The sequence below is a fragment of the Actinomadura montaniterrae genome (assembly GCF_008923365.1).
Classification (GTDB): Bacteria; Actinomycetota; Actinomycetes; order Streptosporangiales; family Streptosporangiaceae; genus Spirillospora; species Spirillospora montaniterrae.
This window is the reverse complement of sequence record NZ_WBMR01000067.1, coordinates 1-21450: the sequence shown is the minus strand read 5'-3', so window position 1 is coordinate 21450 and position 21450 is coordinate 1. Positions and strand designations below refer to the sequence as shown.

Sequence of the window (21450 nt, the reverse complement as noted above, 5' to 3'; positions counted from 1 at the left end):
AGAGTGTTCCATGTCGCTATCGATTCATCGCCGGACCTCGGCACGCGTCGGAGGCATAGGCGTATCGCTGCTGCTGGTGGCGCTGGCGTCGGCGATTCCCGCGCAGGCGTCCTTCGAGCACGCGCCGTCGCAGCCCGCGAGGCCGGGGACGGTCCCGGGTGCGCCGACGTGGGAGACCGTGCGCCTACAGAAGATCGCCCTGCCGGCGACGGTGAAGAACGCGGCCGCTCCGGCCTACAGCAAGGACGGCAGTCATCTGCTGTTCTTCGGCAACGTCGTCGCGGACCCCGCGCAGAACCCCGATCCGAACCGCGGGCCGCTGCACCTGTGGATCGTGGGCACCGACGGCAAAGGCGCGCACTGCATCTCCTGCGGGACCTCGGAACCGCTGGTCGGTGAGACCGAGCAGCCGGGCCTCATCGCGCCGTTCCCTGACGGCAAGCGGGTGTTCTACGGCCCGTACGGCGACCCGCGCGTGCTGCACTGCACGCCCAGCGTGCTGAACTGCAAGACCGCCACGACGTACAAGATCGACCAGTCGGGGGCCCGGCCCGCAGGCGGCCTGGTCCCGCCAGGAGGAACGGTGCCGACACCCTCGATCAACGCCGGAGGGGCCGCGTCGCCCAAGCTCTCGCCCGACGGCAACTACGTCGCCTGGTCGGACTACCGAACCGACAGCCTCGAAGCGATGGTGATCGCGAAGCTGTCGTTCGCCGGAGACAAGTACGTGGTCACCGAGCCGCGGGTGCTCAACCCGGCCGGCCCCGCGTCGCCGTCCGACCCCGATCCACGACCCTGGTCCGACAGCGCCGGACTGTTCGAGTTCAAATCGTTCGTGGACGGCGGGCGAGCGGTGACCTACGTCCAGGTCGGCGGCACCGCGTCCGGCAACCCGGACCTGTGGAAGCTCGACCTCAGGACCGGCAAGCGCACCCGCCTCACCAGCTACCCCGAGTGGGAGGAGGACATGGCGACCTCGCCGGACGGCAGGTCGATGTACCTCGGAATCAACTCGCAGGGACGGCACTACTTCGACTGGGCGGCCCTGATGCCCTTCCGCGGATTCTTCGACGCCGCATGGGTCGGAGCCGCCGCCATCACCCAGGTGTCCTCGGCCAAGCTGCGCTCGTGCGCCCAGTTCGCCTCGAGCCTGCTGCCCGCCGACGGCGACCGCGGCGGCCGCCTCGTGGGCCAGATCCTGGCCCCCTACGACGGCGGCGACGTACGCGAGACCGGGCAGCTCCACGGCTGGCCGATCTGGAGCCCCGACAGCACCTCGGTGGCGCTGAGCACGCAGAGCTTCACCACGCTGGGCGCCGCCCCGTACCTGCTCATCGCGCACTTCGACCGCGCGCCGAGCAGGCCGATGCCCGCCGTGAGCTCCGCGCCGGGCACATGGGCACCGACACCCGAGCAGTACCACGGCGCGCTCGGAGCCAAGACCACGGTGACGCTCAAGGGCCTGTCCTCGGGCACGGTGACCGTGAAGTACACCGCTCCGATCAGCGCCACATCACCGACCGAGTCGACGGCCACGTACAACGACTACTCCGACGACGGCAGGTCGTTCGTCAAGGGCACCCAGGTGATCAAGCGCGGCGGCACGACGGTCGAACTCATCAACGACCTCACGCTCCGCGGCGCGCACACCGGCTCGCTCAAGGGCGATATCACCATGGACCTGCAGGCCAGGCCCTTCAAGGTCACCGGAACGCAGACCGCGTCCTACGACGGCACCACCGTGACGGGCCCCAAGCCCGTCGACGAGCGGTGCGCGGACATTCGCAAGGAGCTGCCGCGTCCGACGGCACTCGACGTGAGCGCGAAGCGGTCCGGCAAGAACATCATCGTCAAGGTCACCTCCTCCTACGACGGGGCCGGAGCCAACGAGAGGGGCGTCGACCGCCGGCCCGTGCGCGGCGCGACGGTCAAGGTCGGCGGCGCCACGGCGACCACGAACAAGAACGGCGCGGCCGTCCTTCGGCCCAAGGGCAAGGCGGGCACCGTGACCGTCGACGCCGGCGCCTCGTTCCTGTCGGCCCGAGTCACGCTCTCCTGATCGCGTTTTCAGAACTGCCGTAGCAGTCGGCCTGAGGGCTCGGGCCAGTACCGCCGGTCCGAGCCCTCCGGTCCTATTTCTTCGTAGACTCATACGGTGTCCGAACGCGCAACTCGCAGCCTCAGCGGCCGCCGCTTCGAAGAGGGCCACCTTCTCGACGCGGCACGCGCCGTCTTCTATGCCGAGGGGTACGCCTCTGCGCAAGTCGCGGACATCGCCCGTCGCGCCGGGACGACCAAACCGACCCTCTACGCCCGGCTCGGCAACAAGGAGCAGATCTATCTGCACGTCGTCCAGCGCGAAGCAGAGGTCTTCTGGGAATGGGTCGCCGACGCCTACGAGAAAGGAAGCCTCCTGCCTCTCGCGGAACTGGCCGAGATCGGCATGGAGCCGCTGTTCCGCTTCGCGGCGGAACGCGCCGAAGGCTTCAACCTCCTCTTCCGGGGCGACAAGACCGGCGACCGTCCGGCGACGCTGCGGCGCGAGGTCGTCAACGGTGTGACCGACCAGCTCACCGCCCTCATCGAACGCCGTCAGAAGACCTTCGGGCCTGACCTCGGAATCAACGCCGACGCACTCGCTGCCGCCTGCGTCGGCGTCGCCCTCCAGGTCTGCGAGCACACCCTCGACCGCGGCGGCGACCTGAACGCCGCCCGGCACCTCGCGGCCCGCTTCGTCGAGAACGCCTTCCACAACCTCGACTTCGCCAACCTCACTCCCTGATCCGCCGCCCGCGCCGCAACGACCCCGGTGATGTCCCACGGAACGGGTGCGGCCGATCCGCCGAATTAAAGTCCACAAACTGTTGACGGCACTCAAAGAAGATGTATAACTTCACGGCCAGGCGCTCCAGGCGGCCACTCCCCTCGGTCGCCCCTGGTCATCGCCGTTCGCCCGGCGGCACTCGCGAGCGCACTCGTGCTCCGCGTGACTGACTGACGACGGACGGAGGTCCGTGATGGAACTGTTCGGCACGCCCGACACACGGGCGGAGCACCGCCCCGGCGGTTCGATCATCCTGACTTCCGGAACGCCGCTCGGTCCGGTCCCCGAGAACATGGCCGTGCCCTTCCGTGAAGGCGCGCGCGCTCACCCCGACCGGTTGCTGGTCGCCGAGCGTGGCGGCGACGCGTGGCGGCGCGTCACCTGGGGAGAAGCCCTCCGCCTTGTGGACGGGCTCGCGCAGGCGCTGATCGACCGGAATGCCGCGGGCCGCCCAGTGATGATCCTTTCGGGCAATTCGGTGGAGCATCTCCTGCTGACCCTGGCCTGCTTCACCGTGGGGTCGCCCGCGGTGCCGGTCAGCACCGCCTACTCGTTGCTCGACCCGGCCTTCGGCAAGCTGCGCGCCATGACCGCCCTGGTGAAACCGGCCGTGGTGTTCGCCGACGACCCCACGGCGTACGCGGATGCGCTGGACGTGGTCGGCGCGGAGGCGCTCACTGGCCGGGAGGAACTGCACGGGTGGGCCTCTACGACGCCCACCTCCGCAGTAGCGGAACGCACCGCTTCGGTCAGCTCCGACACCATAGCCAAGATTCTTTTCACTTCTGGGTCGACCGGCCTGCCCAAAGGCGTCGTGAACACGCATCGGATGCTGTGCTCGAACCAGACCATGCTGCGGCAGATCTGGCCGTTCCTCGCCGAGGAACCACCGGTGATGCTCGACTGGCTGCCCTGGAGCCACACCTTCGGCGGCAACCACAACCTCGGGCTGGTGCTCGCCAACGGCGGCAGCCTCTACATCGACGACGGCAGGCCGGGCCCGGACCCGGTGAAGCGCACCGTTCGCAACCTCGCCGAGGTCCGCCCGACCGTGTACTTCAACGTTCCGGCCGGGTACGCCTCACTGCTGCCCCACCTGGAATCTGATCGGGAGTTCGCCAAGGCGTTCTTCTCTCGCATGAGGTTCGTGTTCTTCGCCGCCGCCGCACTGCCCCAACGGGTATGGGACGGCACTGGAAAGGTCGCGGCCTCGGTCGGGGCGCAGGCCACGATGACCACGTCGTGGGGAGCGACCGAGACCGCGCCCGCAGCGACCTCGGCGTACTACCCGTCGGGACGCAGCGACTGCATCGGCGTACCGCTCCCCGGCGTCTCGATCAACCTCGCCCCGGTCGGGCCCAAGCTCGAGATCCGGGTGAAGGGCCCGTCCGTCACACCGGGCTACTTCGACAACCCTGACAAGACCCGCGAAGCATTCGACGACGACGGCTACTACCGCACCGGCGACGCCGTCCGGCTGGTCGACGAGAACGACCCCGGCAAGGGACTGGTGTTCGACGGCCGGATCAACGAGGACTTCAAGCTGTCCAGCGGCACCTGGGTGAGCGTGGGAACCCTTCGCTCAGCACTGCTGAGCGCCTGCGACGGACTCCTCGCCGACGCCGTCCTCACCGGACACGACAGGGACTGCATCGGCGCCCTCGTCTGGCTGAACCAAGCCAAGGCGCAGACCCTCGCCGGCGGTGGGACACCGGCCGAAACCGCGGCGGTCCGTAACGCACTCGCCGGTGCCCTCCGCCAACTGAACGGCGACGGCGTGGGCAGCTCGCGCCGCATCGCCCGCATCCTGATCCTGGAGGAAGCTGCCTCCTTGGCCCATGGAGAAATCACCGACAAGGGCTACATCAACCAGCGCGCCGTCCTCGACCGCCGAGCGAAGCTCGTGGAACTGCTGCACGCCGACCCGACGGCCCCGGCAGTAATCGTCCCGGCATCCAGCTGAGGTCTAAGCCAGGGAGGCCGCACTCGGCAGCTCGCGACGGCGGCAGAACTGTTCAGCCCATTTGTCGTCCAGAGTGGCAGATGGCCACGGATCCGGCTCCTGTGCACGACGTCGTCACCGATCCGCTGGCGACACAGGTCTGACATCCGAACGAACATGGAGCTAACACGGGCGCGTATCGGGCGTGGATCTCGGGTTGTAAGCGTGTGTTTATGCAGGTGAGGAGTGGCGCGCCCGGCAGGATTCGAACCCGTGACCGTCGGTTTAGAAGACCCCTGAACGACCACGCTCTCCGTGCCGCCGCCTGGCGACCCGTGTGGTTTTGTGTCGCTCTTTCTGCTGTACGACCATCACTGGTGAAGCTCCGTGCTGGCACCTGCCACGTTGTTCCGCGACATACGAGCAAACAACGAGCGAACACGGTCCGCTGCCACGCCGACTGAGACGACGCCCGGACGGCGCCGCTGGGTCGGGAAGGCCGCTCACCAGCTCTGCGTCGAAGGCCACCGTTCGCCATCGGCGATACTGCACACCCGGGGTGACCGGTTGAGGCAACGGCCCGGCCACCACATCAAACAGCGCCTCCAGCGGCGCCGACCCCAGACGGCGACGCAGATCATGCAGCGCCGTCTCCGACGCGACCGGAAGCGGCAGGCCCGCCAGGCCCGCCACCAGCTTGCCCCATCCCCGGGCATAGCCCATGCGCGGGAACAGTGCCAGCGCCAGCGCGGAGTACATCCGACCCGCGAGGGCAGTAGTTCCGCCCGGATTCGACAAGGTCCAGGGCCTTGCGGCGGAACTCGGGCGGATACGGCTTGGGCATGAGGTGGGGGTCCCTTCGCTGTCGCCAAGCCCTCAATCTCTCAACAATCGAGTCCGGAAAACCGAGGGAACGTCAGTGTCCGTGGAACCGGGGAGGCTTACGGGCCGGTCACGTGCAAAGTCTGGGCGCGGTCGAGTTCGAACTGGTCGTGGGCGCAGAAGATGTCCGCTTCGTCGTTGAGTGCCAGTTCCTTGAGCCGGTCCAGGTTGTGCACGCGGGTGGTCCGGTCTGCTTGCAGCAGCGACTGGAACGCCGTGAGGAACGGGGGGCTGGAGGGTTCAGGCTCCAGTTGGCCGTGGTTGAAGTAGGCGTCGCCGGCGTGGACGAGCCAGCGTGGTGATCTGCCGTTGCCCTCGTCGCCGGTGTCGATGACGACGCCGAGGTGCCCGCGGGTGTGTCCGGCCAGCGGGATGAGCAGGATCGAGGGCGGGAGCCCGGGCAGGTCCCGGACGGCCGAGAACCCGAACCAGGTGTCTCCGGCCGTGGAGTGCGGGACCCAGTCCGGGCCGTGCGACCATTGCGCGGCGTGGTAGCGGAAGCGTTCCTGTGCGGTGAGCGGACGGCGTGCGGCGTCGAGTTCGGCGGCCGACAGGTGGACCTTGGCGTCCGGGAAATCCCCGAGCCCCCCGGCGTGGTCGACGTCCAGGTGGGTGAGCACGATGTGGCGCACGTCGCCGACCGCGTAGCCGAGCCGTACGACTTGACGGGCCGCGGTCTCGTCGGGGTCCAGCACCGGCCGGGCGTAGAGGCGGAATCTGCGGCTCAGCCTTTCGGGATGAGCGGTGTCGCCGAGCCCGAATCCCGTGTCGACAAGAACGAGGCCGTCGCCGGTCTCGATCAGCAGGCAGTGGCACACCTGCCGAGCGAACATCAGTGGCCGAGCGGCCCCGGTGACGAAACGGCCACCCAGTGGCCTGGTGGTCCCGCAGTTCAGATGATGGATGCGCATCTCCCTGAATATACAGACTGGTCTACTGAGATATCTAGACCAGTCTGTAGATAATATGGAAGGCCGGGTATCCCCTGGAGCCGTGAGGCGGAGTGCGGACGCAGGCGCGCGGTGGTGAACTCCCGGCAGCGCGATTCCACCGTCTGCCTCATCGCGGTAGGTTCCGGGATTGCGTCAGATCCGGTAGATCCTTCTAATGGCGGGGATCAGCACGCGGTGGGGTGTGTTGCGGCTGAAGAACGACGCGGTGCGGATGGCCGGGTTGGGAACGACGACGCGTTTGTTCTTTTTCAGCCCGCGGATCGCCTCGGCCGCGCATCGATCAGCGGAGACGACCGCGAACCCCGGTGCTTGCGCGAACAGGTTCCGAAGTGCCGGGGAGCCGTCCGCGATCTCGGTGCTGACCGGGCCGGGGCACAGCGCGGTGACGCTGGTGCCGGCCGGGCGTAGTTCGAAATGGAGAGCTTCGGCGAGAGACAGTGCGAAGGCTTTGGTGGCGGCGTAGGTCGCCTGCCGCGGAATGGGGGCGAACCCCGAGGCGGAGGCGACGATGAGGATGGCGCCGGGCTCCTTCTCGAAGCCGGGTGCGTACGCGGCGGTGAGCGCGAGCAGGGTCTCGCAGTTGAGGCGGACCATGTCGATCTCGTGACCCGGGTCCTGACCGGTGAAGTCGCCGCCGCTGGCGACTCCGGCGTTGTTGACGAGCACGCTGACGCGTAATCCGAGATCGTCGACGCGGCCGGGGAGCTCATCACGTGCGATGGAATCGAGCAGGTCGCAGGGCAGCGCTTCGGCTCGCACTCCGTACCGCTCCGACAGCCGGCGGGCGAGTTCGATGATGCGCTCTCGGCGACGGGCCACGAGGGTGACGCCGTGGCCGTGCCTGGCGAGTTGGCGGGCGAGCGCGGCTCCGATTCCTGAGGACGCGCCGGTGATGAGCGCAGTGGTGTCGGGTTGGGGAGGCGGCAATGCCATGTCCGAGCTGCCTTTCTGACGCGGCAAGTAGATCGGCGAGCGGGTAGGGCGAGTCGACCGCGGACCGGTCGACCGGTCGTCATGGTGGCCACTATGAATGAACATCATTCATTAGGTCAAGGTGTTGGAGCCGTGAACGACTTTCATTCATACTTGTCGAGTGATGGCGAACGCACCGCGGCGGCGCCGCACCAGCAAGCCGGCCGAGCAGGTGAAGGCCGACCTTCTCGCGGCGGCGGCCCGGCTCTTCGCGACCCGCGGCTTCTCCGACGTGGGCATCGCCGACATCGCCCGCGCGGCCGAGGTGGCCACGGGGACCTTCTACAGCTACTTCACGAGCAAGGACGACGTCCTGTTCCAGATCCGATGCTCGGTGCTCGACGGTCTCCTCGAACGGGCCGCTTCGGAACCGGCCGGACCGGGCGCGGACGCTTGGTGGCAGGCGGCGGATGCCGTCATCGACTCGACCGTCCGGTTCTGGTTCGAAGACCGGGACCGTTCAAGGGTGGTGCTGCGCGGCAGCGTCGCCGACGACGCCGCCCAGGTCGCCCCTGTACTTGCCGTTACGTTCGCCGAGGCGCTTCGGCAGGGCCGGCGGTCCGGTGCCGTCAGGCACGACATCGACGTGGAGATGGCCGCCGGACTGTTGATCCACGGCGTCTTCGGACTCGTGTACCAGGCCATCGTTCACGACGACGTGAAGGACCCGGCGCCGCTGATCGCGGGCATCATCGCGCTCGCCCGGCACCTTCTGGAGCCTCCCGGAATCCGAGAGCGTCCGGCCGCTGAGCGGGCTGCGGACCCCTGCTCACTGCACGTTCCGACCGACGGTTCATCTCGAATCCGCTGACGTGCTGTCGAAGCCGACCTGACCAGGATCGTCGCCCCGCCCGCACCGCGGCGGCCGCGTGAAGCGTGGCACGCCGACACGCTCACGGATCGGAGAAAAGAACGTCGACGAAAGAAGGAATCACACGACAAGACGCAGCGGGCGGCGCGGCAGGTGTTCGCGTCCGGCGCCGCCTCCACCACCCGGCGCGGCTCTTACCGCCATCGCCGGTACCCGCTCCTCGTAACTGGCTGAGCAAGCCGCCGGCCGCCGCCGGACACGTTCCCGATGCCGCGTCCGCGTTCGTCATCATCGTGGCATCCTCCGAGCTTCCCCCCGGCGCATTGGCCCGCCAGAACCGGACACGGTCCTCACGCCACGCGACCGTCGGCCGCCCCGGCGAAGGAATCTGCCCGCGATGCAGACGGACAGCCTCCTGACGTTTCCCCAAACCCATAGCACCACCTCCGGCTGCGAGGCGTTACGACGACAAGTTGAATCCGCCTTAGGCGCCATGGCCTGAGTGCAGGATCGTAGCATCCTTTGTGGGCTTTCTGTGGGCGACTGCGGCGGTCATCGCATCGACTACGAGTTTGGTGGTGGCGGATGTCGATGGAATGGCCGATGATGCGGCGGGAGAAGAAGTCCAGCACGGCCGCGCAGTACAGCTTCTCCTCTCTTGTCGAATGCTTGGTGATGTCGGTGACCCACAACACCTCGGACGCCTGGACGTCGAAGACCCGCTTGACCAAGTCCTCCTCGGTCGGCTCGGTGACCAGGTTCCGGCGCGCCCTGCGCCGGTAGATCCGCTGGATCCCGGCTTCGAGCATCAGCCGCTCGCCCCGTTTGCGACTCACCCGCTCGCCCCGTCCGAGCCTCAGTTCGGCGCGCACCCGCCGCGAGCCGTAACTCTGGCGTGACCCCTCATAGATTTCCCTGATCATTTTCACTGGCTCGGTGTTGCGTTGCTCCCGGATGGAGGCGGACCTGCCGAGCCAGTCGCTATGACCGGACCGGGAAACGCCTGACATTCGTCAGGCCATCGCGACGGGGATGTCGTTTACAGCTAGCTCACCGACCAGCGAGTACCTTATTTTTGAAAGCACCTTCTCGCGAGCGAAGTAGGTCGCCTCCCGCTTGGATCTCGTTCTCCAACTCCAATTGCCGGGCTTTGCGGCGCAGTTCGATCAGCTCGTTGTGCTCGTCGGCGTTCAGGCCGTCGAGGCGGCCTTCTTCGATGTCGACCTGGCGGATCCAGTTGAGCAGGCACGACGACTGGCTGATGCCCAGGCTCTTGGCCAGCGCGGTGACCGACTCGTCGCCGGTTCGGGCCGCGATCGCCGGGCGTCACAACCACCACGGTCGTTCCCTTGTCCGGCACGGCAGTCTTCGAGGCCGCCTGCCGTGACGTCGTGCGAGTGGGGATTTCGGCGCCGCGGCTCACGGTGTGAGATCGGGTTCGCGGTTCCTGGCATCGAGGTAGGCGGCCTCGATCCGGCCGGGGTCCCTGCGCAGTTCGGCGGCCGTTCCGTGCAGGACGAGGCGGCCGCGGTTGAGCACGTAGGCGCGGTCCGCGATGTCGAGGGCGGTGTGCACGTGCTGCTCGACGAGCAGCACGGCCATGCCGGTGTCGGCGGCCGCCGTGCGCAGGGCGGGGAGCAGCCGTTCGACCACGACCGGGGCCAGCCCGTGGCTCATCTCGTCGATCATGAGGAGCCGCGGGGACGAGGCGAGCGCGCCGGCGAGGGCGAGCATCTGCTGCTCGCCGCCGGACAGCAGCCCGGCGCGGCGTTTGAGCACGGGGCCGAGCGCGGGGAAGCGTTCCAGCGCGGAGGCGAGGTGGCGGCCGCCGCGGGAGTGCTGGTGCAGACGCAGGTTCTGCTCGACGGTGAGGCCGTGGAAGACTCCGCGCTGCTCCGGGACCAGAGCGAGGCCCAGCCGGGCGATCCGGTCGGGACGCCGACCGGTCAGCGGCGCGCCGAACAGGCCGATGTCCCCGCCGAGCCGGGGGAGCAGCCCGGCGATCGTGTGCAGGGTGGTGGTCTTCCCGGCGCCGTTGGGGCCGAGGAGCGCGACGATCTCGCCGTCGCCGACGGTGAGGTCGAGCTGGTGGACGGCGGGCACCGAGTCGTATCCGGCGGCGAGGCCGCGGAGTTCGAGGGCTGTGGTCATCGGAGGTGTTCCTCTCGCTGGGGCGGGCTGTCGCCGGTCACGCGTGCGCCGAGGTAGGCGGAAAGCACCGCGGTGTCCGTGCGGATGTCCGCCGGCGGTCCTGCGGCGATGACCCGGCCGAAGTCCAGGACGTGGACGACGTCGCAGATTTCGAGGATCCAGGCGATGTCGTGCTCGACGAGCAGGATGCCGATCGACTGGTCGGCGAGCGTGCGCAGCACGCGGCCGAGTGCCCGGGTGTCGGCGGCGGACAGACCCGAGGCGGGTTCGTCGAGGAGGAGCATCCGGGGTTCGGCGGCGAGTGCGCGGGCGACGTTGACGAGCTTGCGCCGGCCGAGCGAGAGGGCGGCGGGGTGGGCGTCGGCGACGGCGCGGAGTCCGAGCAGGTCCAGGAGCGCGTCGGAAGTTCGGTCGGCGTGGCCGCGTGCGGGGTGGACGATGTCGGCCAGGGCGCTTACGGGCGTCGGCCGTTCGGCGGCGAGCAGGAGGTTCTCGCGGACGGTGAGGTCGGAGAACAGTTCCATGGTCTGCCAGGTGCGGGCCAGGCCCGATCGGGCGCGCCGGTGCGGCGGCTGCGCGTCCAGGTCGGCGCCATCGAGGACGATGCCGCCGGTGCAGGGCGTGAAGCCGCTGAGGGCGTCGATGAAGGACGTCTTCCCCGCGCCGTTGGCGCCGATGAGACCGACGATCTGCCCGCTGCGGATGGTGAGCGAGACGTCGTCGACCGCGGTGACGCCGGCGTATCGGACGGTGAGGTGTTCGACCGAGAGGATCGATTCGCCGCGCACCGGTAGCGGCGGCGGGGTTTCTGCCGCGGCGGCCGATTTCGGCGTGAGGGCGGGAGCGGCCGCATCGGCGGTGTCCGCGTGCCGGGGCCCGGCGCGGAGCCTGCGGCGGAGAGCCGCGAGGTCCTGCCGGGTCTTGCCCGCGATCCCCTCGGGGTTGAAGACGGCGGTGGCGATGAGGGCGACCGCGGCGAAGAGCTGGTAACCGTTGCTCGACGTCCCAACGATGCCGTCGGCGACCACGAAGGCGATGCCGAGCGGCGCGAACGTACCGGCCACGAGGGCGCCGCCAACGCTGGTGATGCCGCCGAGGTAGGCGAACAGCAGAAGCGAGACGCCGAGCAGGGTGCTGAACGACTCGGCCGACAGCGATCCCTTGCTGTAGCCGAGCAGGCAGCCGCTGATCCCGGCGAGGAAGGAGGAGAAGGCGATGCCGAGCAGCTTGGTCCGTGCCACGTCGATGCCGATCGCGGCGCTTGCGCGTTCGTTCGACCGCACCGCCAGGAAGCGCCGGCCGGTCGCGCTCCGGGTGAGGTTGCCGACGCCCGCCGCCGCCAGCACCAGGACGGCCAGGCAGAGCAGGCCGAACGGGAGCCGCGCGGTGTCGGTGCCGGAGCGGACCCCGAGGTCCAGCCCGAGGAGGTGCGGGGCCGGCACGAGGTTCATGACGCCGACGAGGCCGGCGTTGCGGAAGACGAGCTGCTCGATCGCCACGGCCGCCGCCAGCGTCACGACGGCGAGCTGCGCTCCCCGGATGCGCAGCGCCGGGATCCCGGCGAGCACGCCGAGCCCGGTCGCGGCGCAAGCGGCCAGGAGCGGAGCGACCGGGAACCCGAGGCCGGCGCTCACCGCCAGTCTGGACAGCACGAAGCCGGCGGCGCCGGCGAGCACGGCCTGGGCGAAGGAGACCTGGCCGAGCAGCCCGGTGAGGACGACGAAGGACAGCGCCATGACGGCGAAGATCATGCTGGTGATCACGCCGAAGCGGATCCGGTCGGCGGTGACCAGCAGCAGCACGACGCCGGCCGCGGACATGAGGGCCGCGTAACCGGGCTTGAACCGGGGCCGCGGCACCGCGGGCAGGCCCGCTCCGTCGAGCTTCTCCCGGGTCGGCAGCGACTTGCCGAGCAGGGCGAGCATGGCGACGATCCCGAAGAGCGGGAGGGCGTAGCCGGCGCCGTTGGCCGCCCACGACGGCCACCAGGACCGTCCGGACAGGTAGGTGATCTCGGAGTTGACCGCGCCGAGGGCGAGGCCGGCCGCGACCGTCCAGCCGACGGCGGTGAGGCGGCCGGCCAGCGCGCAGGCGAGGGCCGGCACGATCAGCAGCGTGTTGTCGGCGGCGTTGAGCCCGACCACGGGCGCGGCCAGGACGCTGATGACGCCGACGACGGCGGACGAGAGGGCCCACGCGACGGCGGCGAGCCGGTGGGCCGAGAAGCGGGCCAGCGCGACGAACAACTCGTTCTCGGCCGCCGCCCGCATGGCCAGGCCGGTGATGCTGTGCCGGAACCAGAGGGCGGTGACGACGGAGATCCCGATGGCGGTGGCCGCCAGCCACAGCCGGTCCTCGGGCACCGCGATCCCGCCGATCGCGATCGAGCGGCGGGGGAGGACCGGCGCGGCCACGCGCTCGGCGACGCCGAACCGCAGCGCGATGAGCGACTGGATCGCGAGCATGACGCCCGCCGAGGCGACGACCTTCGCCAGCGCGGGTGCTCCGCGCAGGCTCCGGAACACCAGCAGGTGGATCGCCAGGCCGAGGACGACTACCGCCGCGGTGGCGATCGCCGCGGCGGGGGCGGCGGCGACCCGGTCGGTGAGGTGGACGCGGTCGGGCACGAACACGACCGGCAGCACCAGATCACCGGTCGAGCGCAGTTCCGCGTAGGTGTAGGCGCCCCAGGCGCCCATGGCCGCGGCGGCGAAGTTGATGACGCCGGTCGCCTTGAAGGTCACGACGAGCCCGAGTCCGAGGCCGGCGTAGACGGCGCCCATGCCGAGGCCGACGAGTGCGAAGGTCAGCAGTTCGGTCATCGAATGCCTCTCCTTCGTCAGCTCGCGAGGGCGCTGAGGTCGGTGAACCCCTTGCTCATCGGCTCGCGCCGAAGGCCTGTGGGACCGGGGACGATGCGCAGGAGCATCTCCTGCGCGCTGCACACCGAGGGCTGGGAGGGCCAGACCTTCCGCCCGCAGTGCAGGTCGGGGCCGAGGTAGCCGGGGACGTCGGCGGCGCCCTGCAGGGCCTTCTTGACCGACGCCGCGTCGACCGGGCCGTGGATGCCGCGGAGGATCTCGGCGAGCTGCATCCATCCGGAGAACGTCCGGCTGGCCCCCGCCGTGTCGGCGAGGTCGGCGTGCCCGATCGCCTTCATCGCGCTCTGGTAGACGTCCAGCCGGGGCATTACCTCCGCGGGCGCGTAGCGGCGCAGGTCCGGTGTCCACGCCTGGACGCCGGCGAGTGTCCGCGGGGCGTCCTTGCCGAGGGTCTTGAGGTACTCGGTGCACCCGACGGCCGCGGTCACACCCTTGTACTTGGCGGCCTTCAACGCGCGCAGCATGTTCGTGCAGTCGTTCTCGCGCGTCGCCAGCAGGAAGCCGTCAGGCCGGCTCGTCAGCGCCGATGCCACGCTCGCCGTCCAGTCGGCGTTGCTGGCGGGGACCTCGAGTGTCGCGACCTGCAGGCCGGCGCGTGCTCCCATGGACTTCACGGTGGCGGCCGTCGCCTTCTGCGCGGGCAGCCCGGCGTAGATGACGATGGTGACCCGCTTGGCGCCGGAGTCCTTCAGCGCCTGGACGAGGGAGGCGGCGTCCGGCCCGAGTCCGCCGAACATGAACGAGTCCGGATCCGACAGCTGGACCGTTCCGGCGGCGACGGTCGCCACGAAGGGGATGCCGGCGCTCTTGAGGATCGGCAGGGCGGCGTCGCTGCCGACGTCCAGTCCCATGAACTCGAGGGCGACGCCCTTGTCGACGAACTGGTTGGCGCAGTTGATCGACGCCTCCGGGGACGCGTCGGTGAGGCAGACGATGGGTTTGATCTTGACGCCCCCGATGCCTCCGTGGGCGTTGATGTAGTCGATCGCGGCGAGCCCGCCGTAGCGCCATTCCGGCAGGCCGCCGGAGGCCGATTCGCGGTTGACGTAGCCGACGGCGATCGTCGTGGCCGTGTCACCGGAGCTCTCGCCGATCGGCTTGCAGCCGGCGACGAGCGCGAGCAGGAGGGCCACGCAGGCGGCGGCGGCCGCTCCGGCGCGCCGGCCGGACGACGATGATGGGGACACGGGGCCTCCTGGGCTCTGCGGTGAGTTCGGTTCACGGTGAGGCGGGCGCGGGGTGGGGGGTGGGCGTCTCACGAGGTCACCTCGTCGAGGGGGCGGTGGGGTGCCGGGTCGGGGCGGGGCCGCGGTCGGATTCCGGTGCGCTCATCGGCCCGCGCCGGGCGCGAGCAGTCCGGCGAACGGCGGAGGGTCGCCGATCGCGCAGGCGAGGGATTCATGGGCCATGCCGAGGGCCAGCTCCCTGGTGAACAGCTCCCGCCAGGGCTGGATGAGAAGCGCCCGGGTGAGCCGCCGCTGGGCGCGGCTCTTGGTCATGAACACCTCCCGGGCGAGCTCCCAAGCGCGGGGGAGCAGGCGGTCGGCTGGGAGCACCTCGCCGACCAGGCCCAGCCGCAGGGCCTCGGCGGCGTCGATCGACTCGCCGGTGTAGAGGAGGTAGCGGCCCCGGTTCGGGCCGAGCAGTTCGCGGAAGACGGTGTGCACGCCGTCGCCGGGAACGATGTCGACCCGCTTCCAGTGACCGTCGGAGACGGTGGTGGTCTCGCTGCAGATGACGATGTCGTTGAGGAGCGCGAGCTCGGTGTGGACCGACACCGGGCCGTTGATCGCACAGATCACCGGGACGTTCAGGGACAGCAGGGCGAGCGGTTCCCGGGTCTGGTCCAGATAGGAGAGGTCGTATCCGGTCCGCTCGGTGTCCCAGCGCTTCCCGGCCGCCCCGTACCGCTGATAGTTGTCCAGGTCGGTGTGGGCGTTGAAGCTCGAACCGGTTCCGGTGAGGATGACGACCTCGTTGTCCTCATCGTGGTCGATGTGCTGGAACAGCGGGATCAGCAGGCGGTGCGCCTCGATCCCCCAGCGGAGCGGCCCGCCGCCGGTGTGCATGCGGATCTCGAGGATGCCTTCCTCGCGGCGCAGCGCGAAGAACTCCTCGAACGAGGGTGCGTAGTCCTCGAGACGGGTCCGATACGGTTTCTGGTCATCGGGCATCCGGATCGCCTCCTCGTCGGCCTTTCGATCGTTCAGCCAACGGTGGCGGGGCGATCGGGCGGCGAACAGGAGAGTTCACCCGCGAGCTAACGCGAGCGGGGGACGGCCTGGAGCCGCGCTGACGAGGGTCGACCGGTCAGGACGGCAGCAGCCCCGCGTCCAGCGCGCGTGTGAGGGCGAGCCGGTTCGCGCATCCGGTCTTGTGGTAGATGCGGCTCAGGTGTCCCTCGACCGTCTTGACGCTGAGGAAGACCGTCGCGGCGATCTCCCGGTTGCTGTGGCCGAGCTGCACCAGGCGGGCGATCTGCATCTCGGTGTCGGTCAGCGACGTACCGGTCTGGCCGCGCTCACGGGGGATCTTGAAGCCGCGGCGGCGGAGTTCGGCGACGGCGCGCCGCCGCCAGGGGGTGGCGCCGAGCTGCTTGAAGGTGCGGGCGGCCGCCGTGAGGTCGGACTCCGCGTCATCGCCGTGCGTGCCGAGGAGCAGGCGGGCGCGGCCCGACAGGAAGGCCAGCCGATGCTCGTCGGCCACCGCACGGCCGGCGAGCAGGACGCCAGTGTCCCGGGTCGCAGCCCCGTACGCCAGCTGCACGGCGACATACGTGGGGTGGCCGATCAGGTCGGCCCGCCGCCCGGCCAGGCCGGCGAGCAGCTCGGCGGCCCGCCGCGGCCGGCCTGCCTCGATCTCGGCCTCGGCCAGCCGGCTCACCAGCCTCGGCCGCAGCCAGTCGGGCAGGTCGGGACGGTCGAGGTGCCGCTCCAGCCGCGTGCGGGCCGCGTCCAGGTCGCCGACGAGGATCTCCAGGCCGGCGTGGGACCAGGTCTGCACGGCCGCGCCGTGCGGGTTCTGTGAGATCGGATGGGCCGCCGCCTGCCGCGCGGCCGCCCATTCGCCGCGGTTGGCCAGCACGTCGACCTTGATGGCCCGCAGCGTGTCGCGGTGCATGAAGGAACCGGCGGCGTCCAGGTCGGGCGCGATCGAGTCGATGATGTCGACCGCGGCCGCCCAGTCGCCGAGGTTCACCGCGTTGTGCGTCTGGGCGACGGCGAGGTCGTCGCGGTAGAGCGTCCAGCCGATCTGGGCGTGCAGCCGCTGCGCGCGGCTGATCGAGTCGGACGCCGCGCGGGTCTCGCCGAAGGCCGCCTGGGTGTAGGACGTCACCGCGTAGGCAGCGAGTCGCGATGTCGCCGGCGCCTGCTCCGCGAGGTCGGACAGCCGGCCCCACAGGGCCCGCAGCTCGTCGGCGTTGCACTGCAGCGTGCGCATGAGGGCCAGGTTCCCGAGTGCGTGGATGCGCTCGGTGAGGGGGGCGGAGTCGAGCTCCCGCTCGACCCCGGCCACGTCGTCGAGCGCGTCGCCGGGCCGGTTGGCGGCCATGTGCACGTGCGCCGCCTTGGACAGCAGCCGTAGCCCGGTGCCGGGACGGCCCAGCTCCGCGTCGGCCAGTGCCGCCGCCTCGTCGATCGCCCCGACCAGGAAGAGCGCGCCGACCACGAGCGTGGCGAGCTGGGCTCGGGCATCGCCGTCGGCCAGCGCCGGCAGGGCCCGCCTCCCGGCGTCGATGGCGTCGCGGGGGCGGCCGGCCAGCAGCAGCGCCCGGGCCAGCCGGGCGGCGATCGCCGCCCGGCGCGGGTGGCCCTCCGGAGTGATCTCCAGGACCTGCTCGAACCAGGGCACGGCCGAGCGCGGCGCGGCGGCGCAGGCCAGTTCCGCGGCCCTGGCCAGGACGGCGATCGCGCGCTCGTCGCCGAACTCCGCGACCTGCCGCAGGTGGGCCGCGATCTCCAGGCCGAGGCCGGGGGAGCCGGGCAGCTCGCTGAGCCGCTCGGCGGCCATCCGGTGCCACCGGGCCCGTTCGGCCGGTCCGATCTCCCGGTACAGCGCGTCGCGGACGAGCTGGTGGCACAGGCGGAACCCGCCGTCGTCCCCGACCAGCAGGATGCCCCGGCCGACGAGCGCGTCGAACGCCGCCGCGGCGCGGGCCGCCGGCAGGTCGGCGAGGTCGGCGGCGAGCGGGACGCGGTCGATGCCGACCACACCGAGCAGGGCGGCCGCCCGTCCGATGCGCCGGGCCTCCGGCTCCACCCTCAGGACCCGGTCGAGGAAGGCGCGCCCGCGGTCCACGGGGAAGGCGGGCAGCGGTGCGCTCGCACCGGATGACTCGGTCTCGAGGGCGCCCAGCAGCGACTGCACGGCGAAGAACGGGTTGCCGCCGCTTTGCCGCAGCACGGTCGCGACGATCTCGTCGTGCGCGCCGTCGCGCTTGAGGTCCGCCAGCAGCAGCTCGGCCAGCCGCCGGACCGCGTCGTCGTCCAGCGGCCCGATTTCGACCTGGTCCAGCAGGCCGTCGCCGCCGACGCGGCTCAGGAGGGCGGCGAGCGCCGCGTGCCCGCTCGGGTCCGGCCGGCGCATGCCGGCCGCGACGGCGAGCGGATGGCGTCCGCGCTGGCGCAGCACGCTGGCGACGAGGACGAGGGTGTCGGCGTCGACGAGTTCGAGATCGTCCACGACGAGGACCGTCGGCGCCCGGTCGGCCAGCGCCGCGAAGAACCGCAGGGCGGTGGCGTGGACCGCGGCGAGGGGGTGGTCGGTCGCGACGTCGAGCGCGGCGATGAGGCGGCGGGCGAGTTCGGCCTGCACCGTGGACTCGTCGCGGCGGGCGTACTCGTCGACGGCGTGGCGGAGCTCGGCGTACGGCACGAGCGCGCCGATCTCGTCGCTGCGGACCTCCAGGACCGTCCACCCTCGCCCGGCGAGGTCGTGCGCGGCGGCGGAGAGCAGGCGCGACTTGCCGATGCCGGCCTCGCCGCGGACCAGCACCGCCCGCGTCACCGCCCCCTGCAGGGCGGTGAGCCGGGAAAGGAGGCGCTCGTATTCCCGCGCGCGCCCGATCAGGGGCGGCTGCGCGGCACCGCGCACGGCGTCACCGTTGAGGGTCATCGGAGGCGCTCCTTTCGCGCCCGCCGTTACACGGGCGTGGCCGCAGGTTATCTCCGGGGTCGTCCCGCCTGTTGCTCCCGCCTCGCCGGCGCGAGGCTTGGCCTGTGGACGGATAACGGCAGATGACAGGCGATGCGACGTGATCCAGCGGACCAGAGGATGACACAAGTGACCAAGCCGACGACGATCGATCCGGTTGCCGAGACGGTGTACGGCCGGGTGCGCGGCGGCGTCGAGGGCGGCGTTTCGGTGTTCCGCGGCGTGCCCTACGCCGCGGCCCCGACGGGCGCTCTGCGCTACCGCCCGCCCGAGCCGCCCGAGGCGTGGGGCGGCGTGCGCGACGCCACGGCGTTCGGGCCGTCCGCTCCCCAGCTGTCCGGGGGCGAGTTGTTCGACGCCGGCGTGCCGTGGGGAGAGGACTGCCTCACCCTCAACGTGTGGACTCCCGCGGCGGGCGGCGCCGCACGGCCGGTGATCGTGTGGATCCACGGCGGCGGGTTCCTGTTCGGGACCGGAGCCGACCCGATCGTCGGCACGGGAGCGTTCGCGCGCGACGGCGTCGTGTTCGTCTCCATCAACTACCGCCTCGGCGGCGACGGCTTCCTCTACGTGCCGGACGATCCGGACGGCGGCAACTACGGCGTCCTGGACCAGGTCGCGGCGCTGCGGTGGGTGCGGGACAACATCGCCGCCTTCGGAGGCGACCCCGCGCGGGTCACGCTCGCCGGTCAGTCCGCCGGCGCGACGGCGGTCGGGGCGCTGCTCGCGGTCCCGGCCGCGCGCGGCCTGTTCGCCCGGGCGATCGTGCAGAGCGGGTATCCGGACCCGCTGCTGTCGTCGGAGTCCGCCGAGATCACCACGCGGGAGATCTATGCCCGGCTGGACCTGCCGTACGGGGACCTCGACGCCCTTCGCGCGCTGCGCGAGCGGGAGCCCGAACGCGTGCTGCGCGCCCAGATGGCGCTGTTCGGGGAGGTCCTGGCGACACGCGACGTCCGCCGGTTCGGCGCGGAGATCGCGATCCCCGGGAACCCGTTCCAGCCGGTGGTCGGCGGACGGGTCCTGCCGGAACGTCCGGTCCAGGCGCTGGAGGCGGCGGAACCGGCACCGTTCGACCTGCTCATCGGCTACAACGCCGACGAGTTCGGGCTGATGTACGGCATCGGCATGCTCGCCGCGGACGACGCCCCCGGCCCGGTGGCCGCCGCCTTCGACCGCGCCTTCGCCGGGGGCGGCGCCGAGGCGCTGCGGGCCTACCGGTCGGCCCGCCCGGACGCGTCCGGGCTCGACCTGCTCACCGCGTTGGACACCGACCGGGGCTACCGGCTGCCCTTGGCGCGGATCGCCGACGCGCACGCGGCGACGGGCGCGGCCACGTACGCCTACCGGTTCGCCTGGCGGTCGCGGGCGTTCGGGGGCGCGATCGGAGCCGGCCACTCGGTCGAGAAGCCGTTCGTTTTCGACGCGCTCGACCTGCCGCAGTCGCGGCGCTTCACCGGGGACGATCCGCCGCAGCGGCTGGCCGACGCCATGCACCGCGCATGGGTCGCGTTCGCCGCCACCGGCGACCCCGGCCATACGGGCATCCCCGAGTGGCCGAGGTACGACCCGGCCGCGCCGACGACGCTGGCGTTCGGCGAGCGCGACCAAGTCGTCCACGACCCGGAGCCCGCCGAACGGAAGCTCTGGAACGGGCTGGCCGCGGTGGAACGGAGTGGTTGACGTGGCATCGTCCCCGCCGCCGCTGGGCGATGTGCTGACGGCGCTCGCCGCCGAGGGCCCCGACCTGCCCGCGGTCACCTGCGCGGACCGGACGCTCACCCGACGGCAGCTGGAGTCGCGGGCCAACCGGCTGGCCCGCGCGTACGAGGCACTGGGCGTCGGGCAGGGGGACTTCGTCACGGTCGCGCTGCCCAACGGGACCGAGTTCTTCGAGGCTTGCTACGCGATCTGGAAGCTCGGCGCCGTGCCGCAGCCGGTGTCGCACCGCCTGCCCGTCCCCGAGCTGTCCAGGATCATCGGGCTGGCGGACCCGTCGCTCGTGATCGGCGTGCCGGTGGACGGCCGGGCCTGGGTGCCGGCCGGTTTCGAGCCGGACCCGGGGCTGGACGAGGCCCCGCCTCCGTCCCGGACGTCGCCGGCCTGGAAGGCGCCGACCTCGGGCGGCAGCACGGGCTCGCCGAAGCTGATCGTCTCCGGATCGACCGGGAGGCTCGACACGGCCGCCATCGCCGCGCGCTACCACCTGCGTCCCGGGCAGGTCCAGCTCGTGCCCGGCCCGCTGTACCACAACGCTCCGCTGCTGCTGTCCATGGTCGGCACCTTCCTCGGCCAGCACGTGATCGTGCTGCCGAGGTTCGACGCGCGGACGGCGCTCGCGGAGATCGGGAGGCACCGCGTGAACGTCGTGAACCTGGTGCCCACCATGATGGCGCGGATGCTGCGCGTGCTGGACGCGGAGCCCGGGTCCCACGACCTGCGCTCGCTGGAGGTCGTCTGGCACATGGGTGCTCCCTGCCCGCAGTGGCTGAAGCGGCGCTGGATCGGCCTGCTCGGCGCCGAGCGGCTCCACGAGATGTACGGCGCCACCGAGGCCATCGCCCTCGCCTCGATCGGCGGGCGGGAATGGCTGGCCCGCCCGGGCTCGGTGGGCCGTCCGGTCGTCGGGGAGATCCGGGTCGTCGGTCCCGACGGGGAACCGGTCCCGCCGGGGGATGTCGGGGACGTCGTAATGCGTCGGCCCGCGGGGTCGCCGCCGACCTACCGCTACATCGGCGCTCAGGCCCGTACTTACGAGGGCGGCTGGGAGTCGCTGGGCGACATGGGGTGGCTGGACGAGGACGGCTACCTGTATCTGGCCGATCGCGACACCGACATGCTGTTGGTGGGTGGAGCGAACGTGTATCCGGCCGAGGTCG

15 protein-coding genes and 1 pseudogene are annotated in these 21450 nt (G+C 71.0%); 6 read left to right on the top strand and 10 right to left on the bottom strand.

The genetic code is table 11. The features are described from left to right. The first annotated feature begins 10 nt into the window (after positions 1-10). The 3 genes from F9B16_RS22790 to F9B16_RS22780 all read left to right on the top strand — a co-directional run bounded on the left by F9B16_RS22790 (position 11) and on the right by F9B16_RS22780 (position 4787). Positions 11-2059, top strand: a complete 2049-nt coding sequence (locus F9B16_RS22790; protein ID WP_151542139.1) for a TolB-like translocation protein — start codon at positions 11-13, stop codon at positions 2057-2059. A 96-nt stretch (positions 2060-2155) separates the two neighbouring features. Next, positions 2156-2782, top strand: a complete 627-nt coding sequence (locus tag F9B16_RS22785; RefSeq protein ID WP_151542138.1) for a TetR/AcrR family transcriptional regulator — start codon at positions 2156-2158, stop codon at positions 2780-2782. 235 nt (positions 2783-3017) lie between these two features. Beyond that, a complete protein-coding gene (locus tag F9B16_RS22780; RefSeq protein WP_151542137.1) occupies positions 3018-4787 on the top strand; it encodes a feruloyl-CoA synthase in 1770 nt (589 codons plus the stop codon). A gap of 264 nt (positions 4788-5051) precedes the next feature. Here F9B16_RS22780 and F9B16_RS54170 read toward each other — a convergent pair whose 3' ends face one another. From F9B16_RS54170 to F9B16_RS22765, 3 genes are all read right to left on the bottom strand, one after another. Further along, positions 5052-5525: a transposase domain-containing protein gene (locus tag F9B16_RS54170; RefSeq protein ID WP_404800514.1), complete on the bottom strand. Its 474-nt coding sequence runs from the start codon at positions 5523-5525 to the stop codon at positions 5052-5054. 182 nt (positions 5526-5707) lie between these two features. After that, positions 5708-6481: an MBL fold metallo-hydrolase gene (locus tag F9B16_RS22770; RefSeq protein ID WP_225991866.1), complete on the bottom strand. Its 774-nt coding sequence runs from the start codon at positions 6479-6481 to the stop codon at positions 5708-5710. A 252-nt stretch (positions 6482-6733) separates the two neighbouring features. Continuing rightward, positions 6734-7534, bottom strand: coding sequence for an SDR family NAD(P)-dependent oxidoreductase (locus F9B16_RS22765; RefSeq protein WP_192808946.1), 801 nt, complete (start codon positions 7532-7534; stop codon positions 6734-6736). Between the two features lie 163 nt (positions 7535-7697). On the opposite strand from F9B16_RS22765, the gene F9B16_RS22760 reads away from it, so the two are divergent. Next, positions 7698-8384, top strand: coding sequence for a TetR/AcrR family transcriptional regulator (locus F9B16_RS22760; protein ID WP_192808945.1), 687 nt, complete (start codon positions 7698-7700; stop codon positions 8382-8384). Positions 8385-8646: 262 nt separating this feature from the next. Here F9B16_RS22760 and F9B16_RS54165 read toward each other — a convergent pair. The 7 genes and pseudogenes from F9B16_RS54165 to F9B16_RS22725 all read right to left on the bottom strand — a co-directional run. Beyond that, positions 8647-8820, bottom strand: a pseudogene (locus F9B16_RS54165) (IS30 family transposase); the annotation flags it as partial. Continuing rightward, positions 8735-9307, bottom strand: a complete 573-nt coding sequence (locus F9B16_RS52815) for an IS3 family transposase (protein ID WP_225991865.1) — start codon at positions 9305-9307, stop codon at positions 8735-8737. The gene F9B16_RS52815 and the pseudogene F9B16_RS54165, both read right to left, overlap by 86 nt. Before the next feature lie 496 nt (positions 9308-9803). Then, a complete protein-coding gene (locus F9B16_RS22745; protein WP_151542132.1) occupies positions 9804-10535 on the bottom strand; it encodes an ABC transporter ATP-binding protein in 732 nt (243 codons plus the stop codon). After that, the gene (locus F9B16_RS22740; RefSeq protein WP_151542131.1) at positions 10532-13357 is read right to left on the bottom strand and encodes a branched-chain amino acid ABC transporter permease/ATP-binding protein; all 2826 of its coding nucleotides are present in this window, start codon (positions 13355-13357) and stop codon (positions 10532-10534) included. Before F9B16_RS22740 ends, F9B16_RS22745 begins: the two co-directional genes overlap by 4 nt. Before the next feature lie 17 nt (positions 13358-13374). Next, a complete protein-coding gene (locus F9B16_RS22735) occupies positions 13375-14604 on the bottom strand; it encodes an ABC transporter substrate-binding protein (protein ID WP_192808944.1) in 1230 nt (409 codons plus the stop codon). Positions 14605-14745: 141 nt separating this feature from the next. Further along, on the bottom strand, positions 14746-15591 hold the full coding sequence (locus tag F9B16_RS22730; RefSeq protein WP_151542129.1) for an enoyl-CoA hydratase/isomerase family protein: 846 nt from the start codon (positions 15589-15591) through the stop codon (positions 14746-14748). Between the two features lie 136 nt (positions 15592-15727). After that, positions 15728-18532, bottom strand: a complete 2805-nt coding sequence (locus F9B16_RS22725; protein WP_151542128.1) for a helix-turn-helix transcriptional regulator — start codon at positions 18530-18532, stop codon at positions 15728-15730. 168 nt (positions 18533-18700) lie between these two features. On the opposite strand from F9B16_RS22725, the gene F9B16_RS22720 reads away from it, so the two are divergent. Then, entirely contained in the window at positions 18701-20254 is a 1554-nt protein-coding gene (locus tag F9B16_RS22720; RefSeq protein ID WP_225991864.1) for a carboxylesterase/lipase family protein, read from the top strand. A 1-nt stretch (position 20255) separates the two neighbouring features. Continuing rightward, a partial coding sequence (locus F9B16_RS22715) for an AMP-binding protein (RefSeq protein ID WP_192808943.1) occupies positions 20256-21450 on the top strand: 1195 nt, incomplete at its 3' end.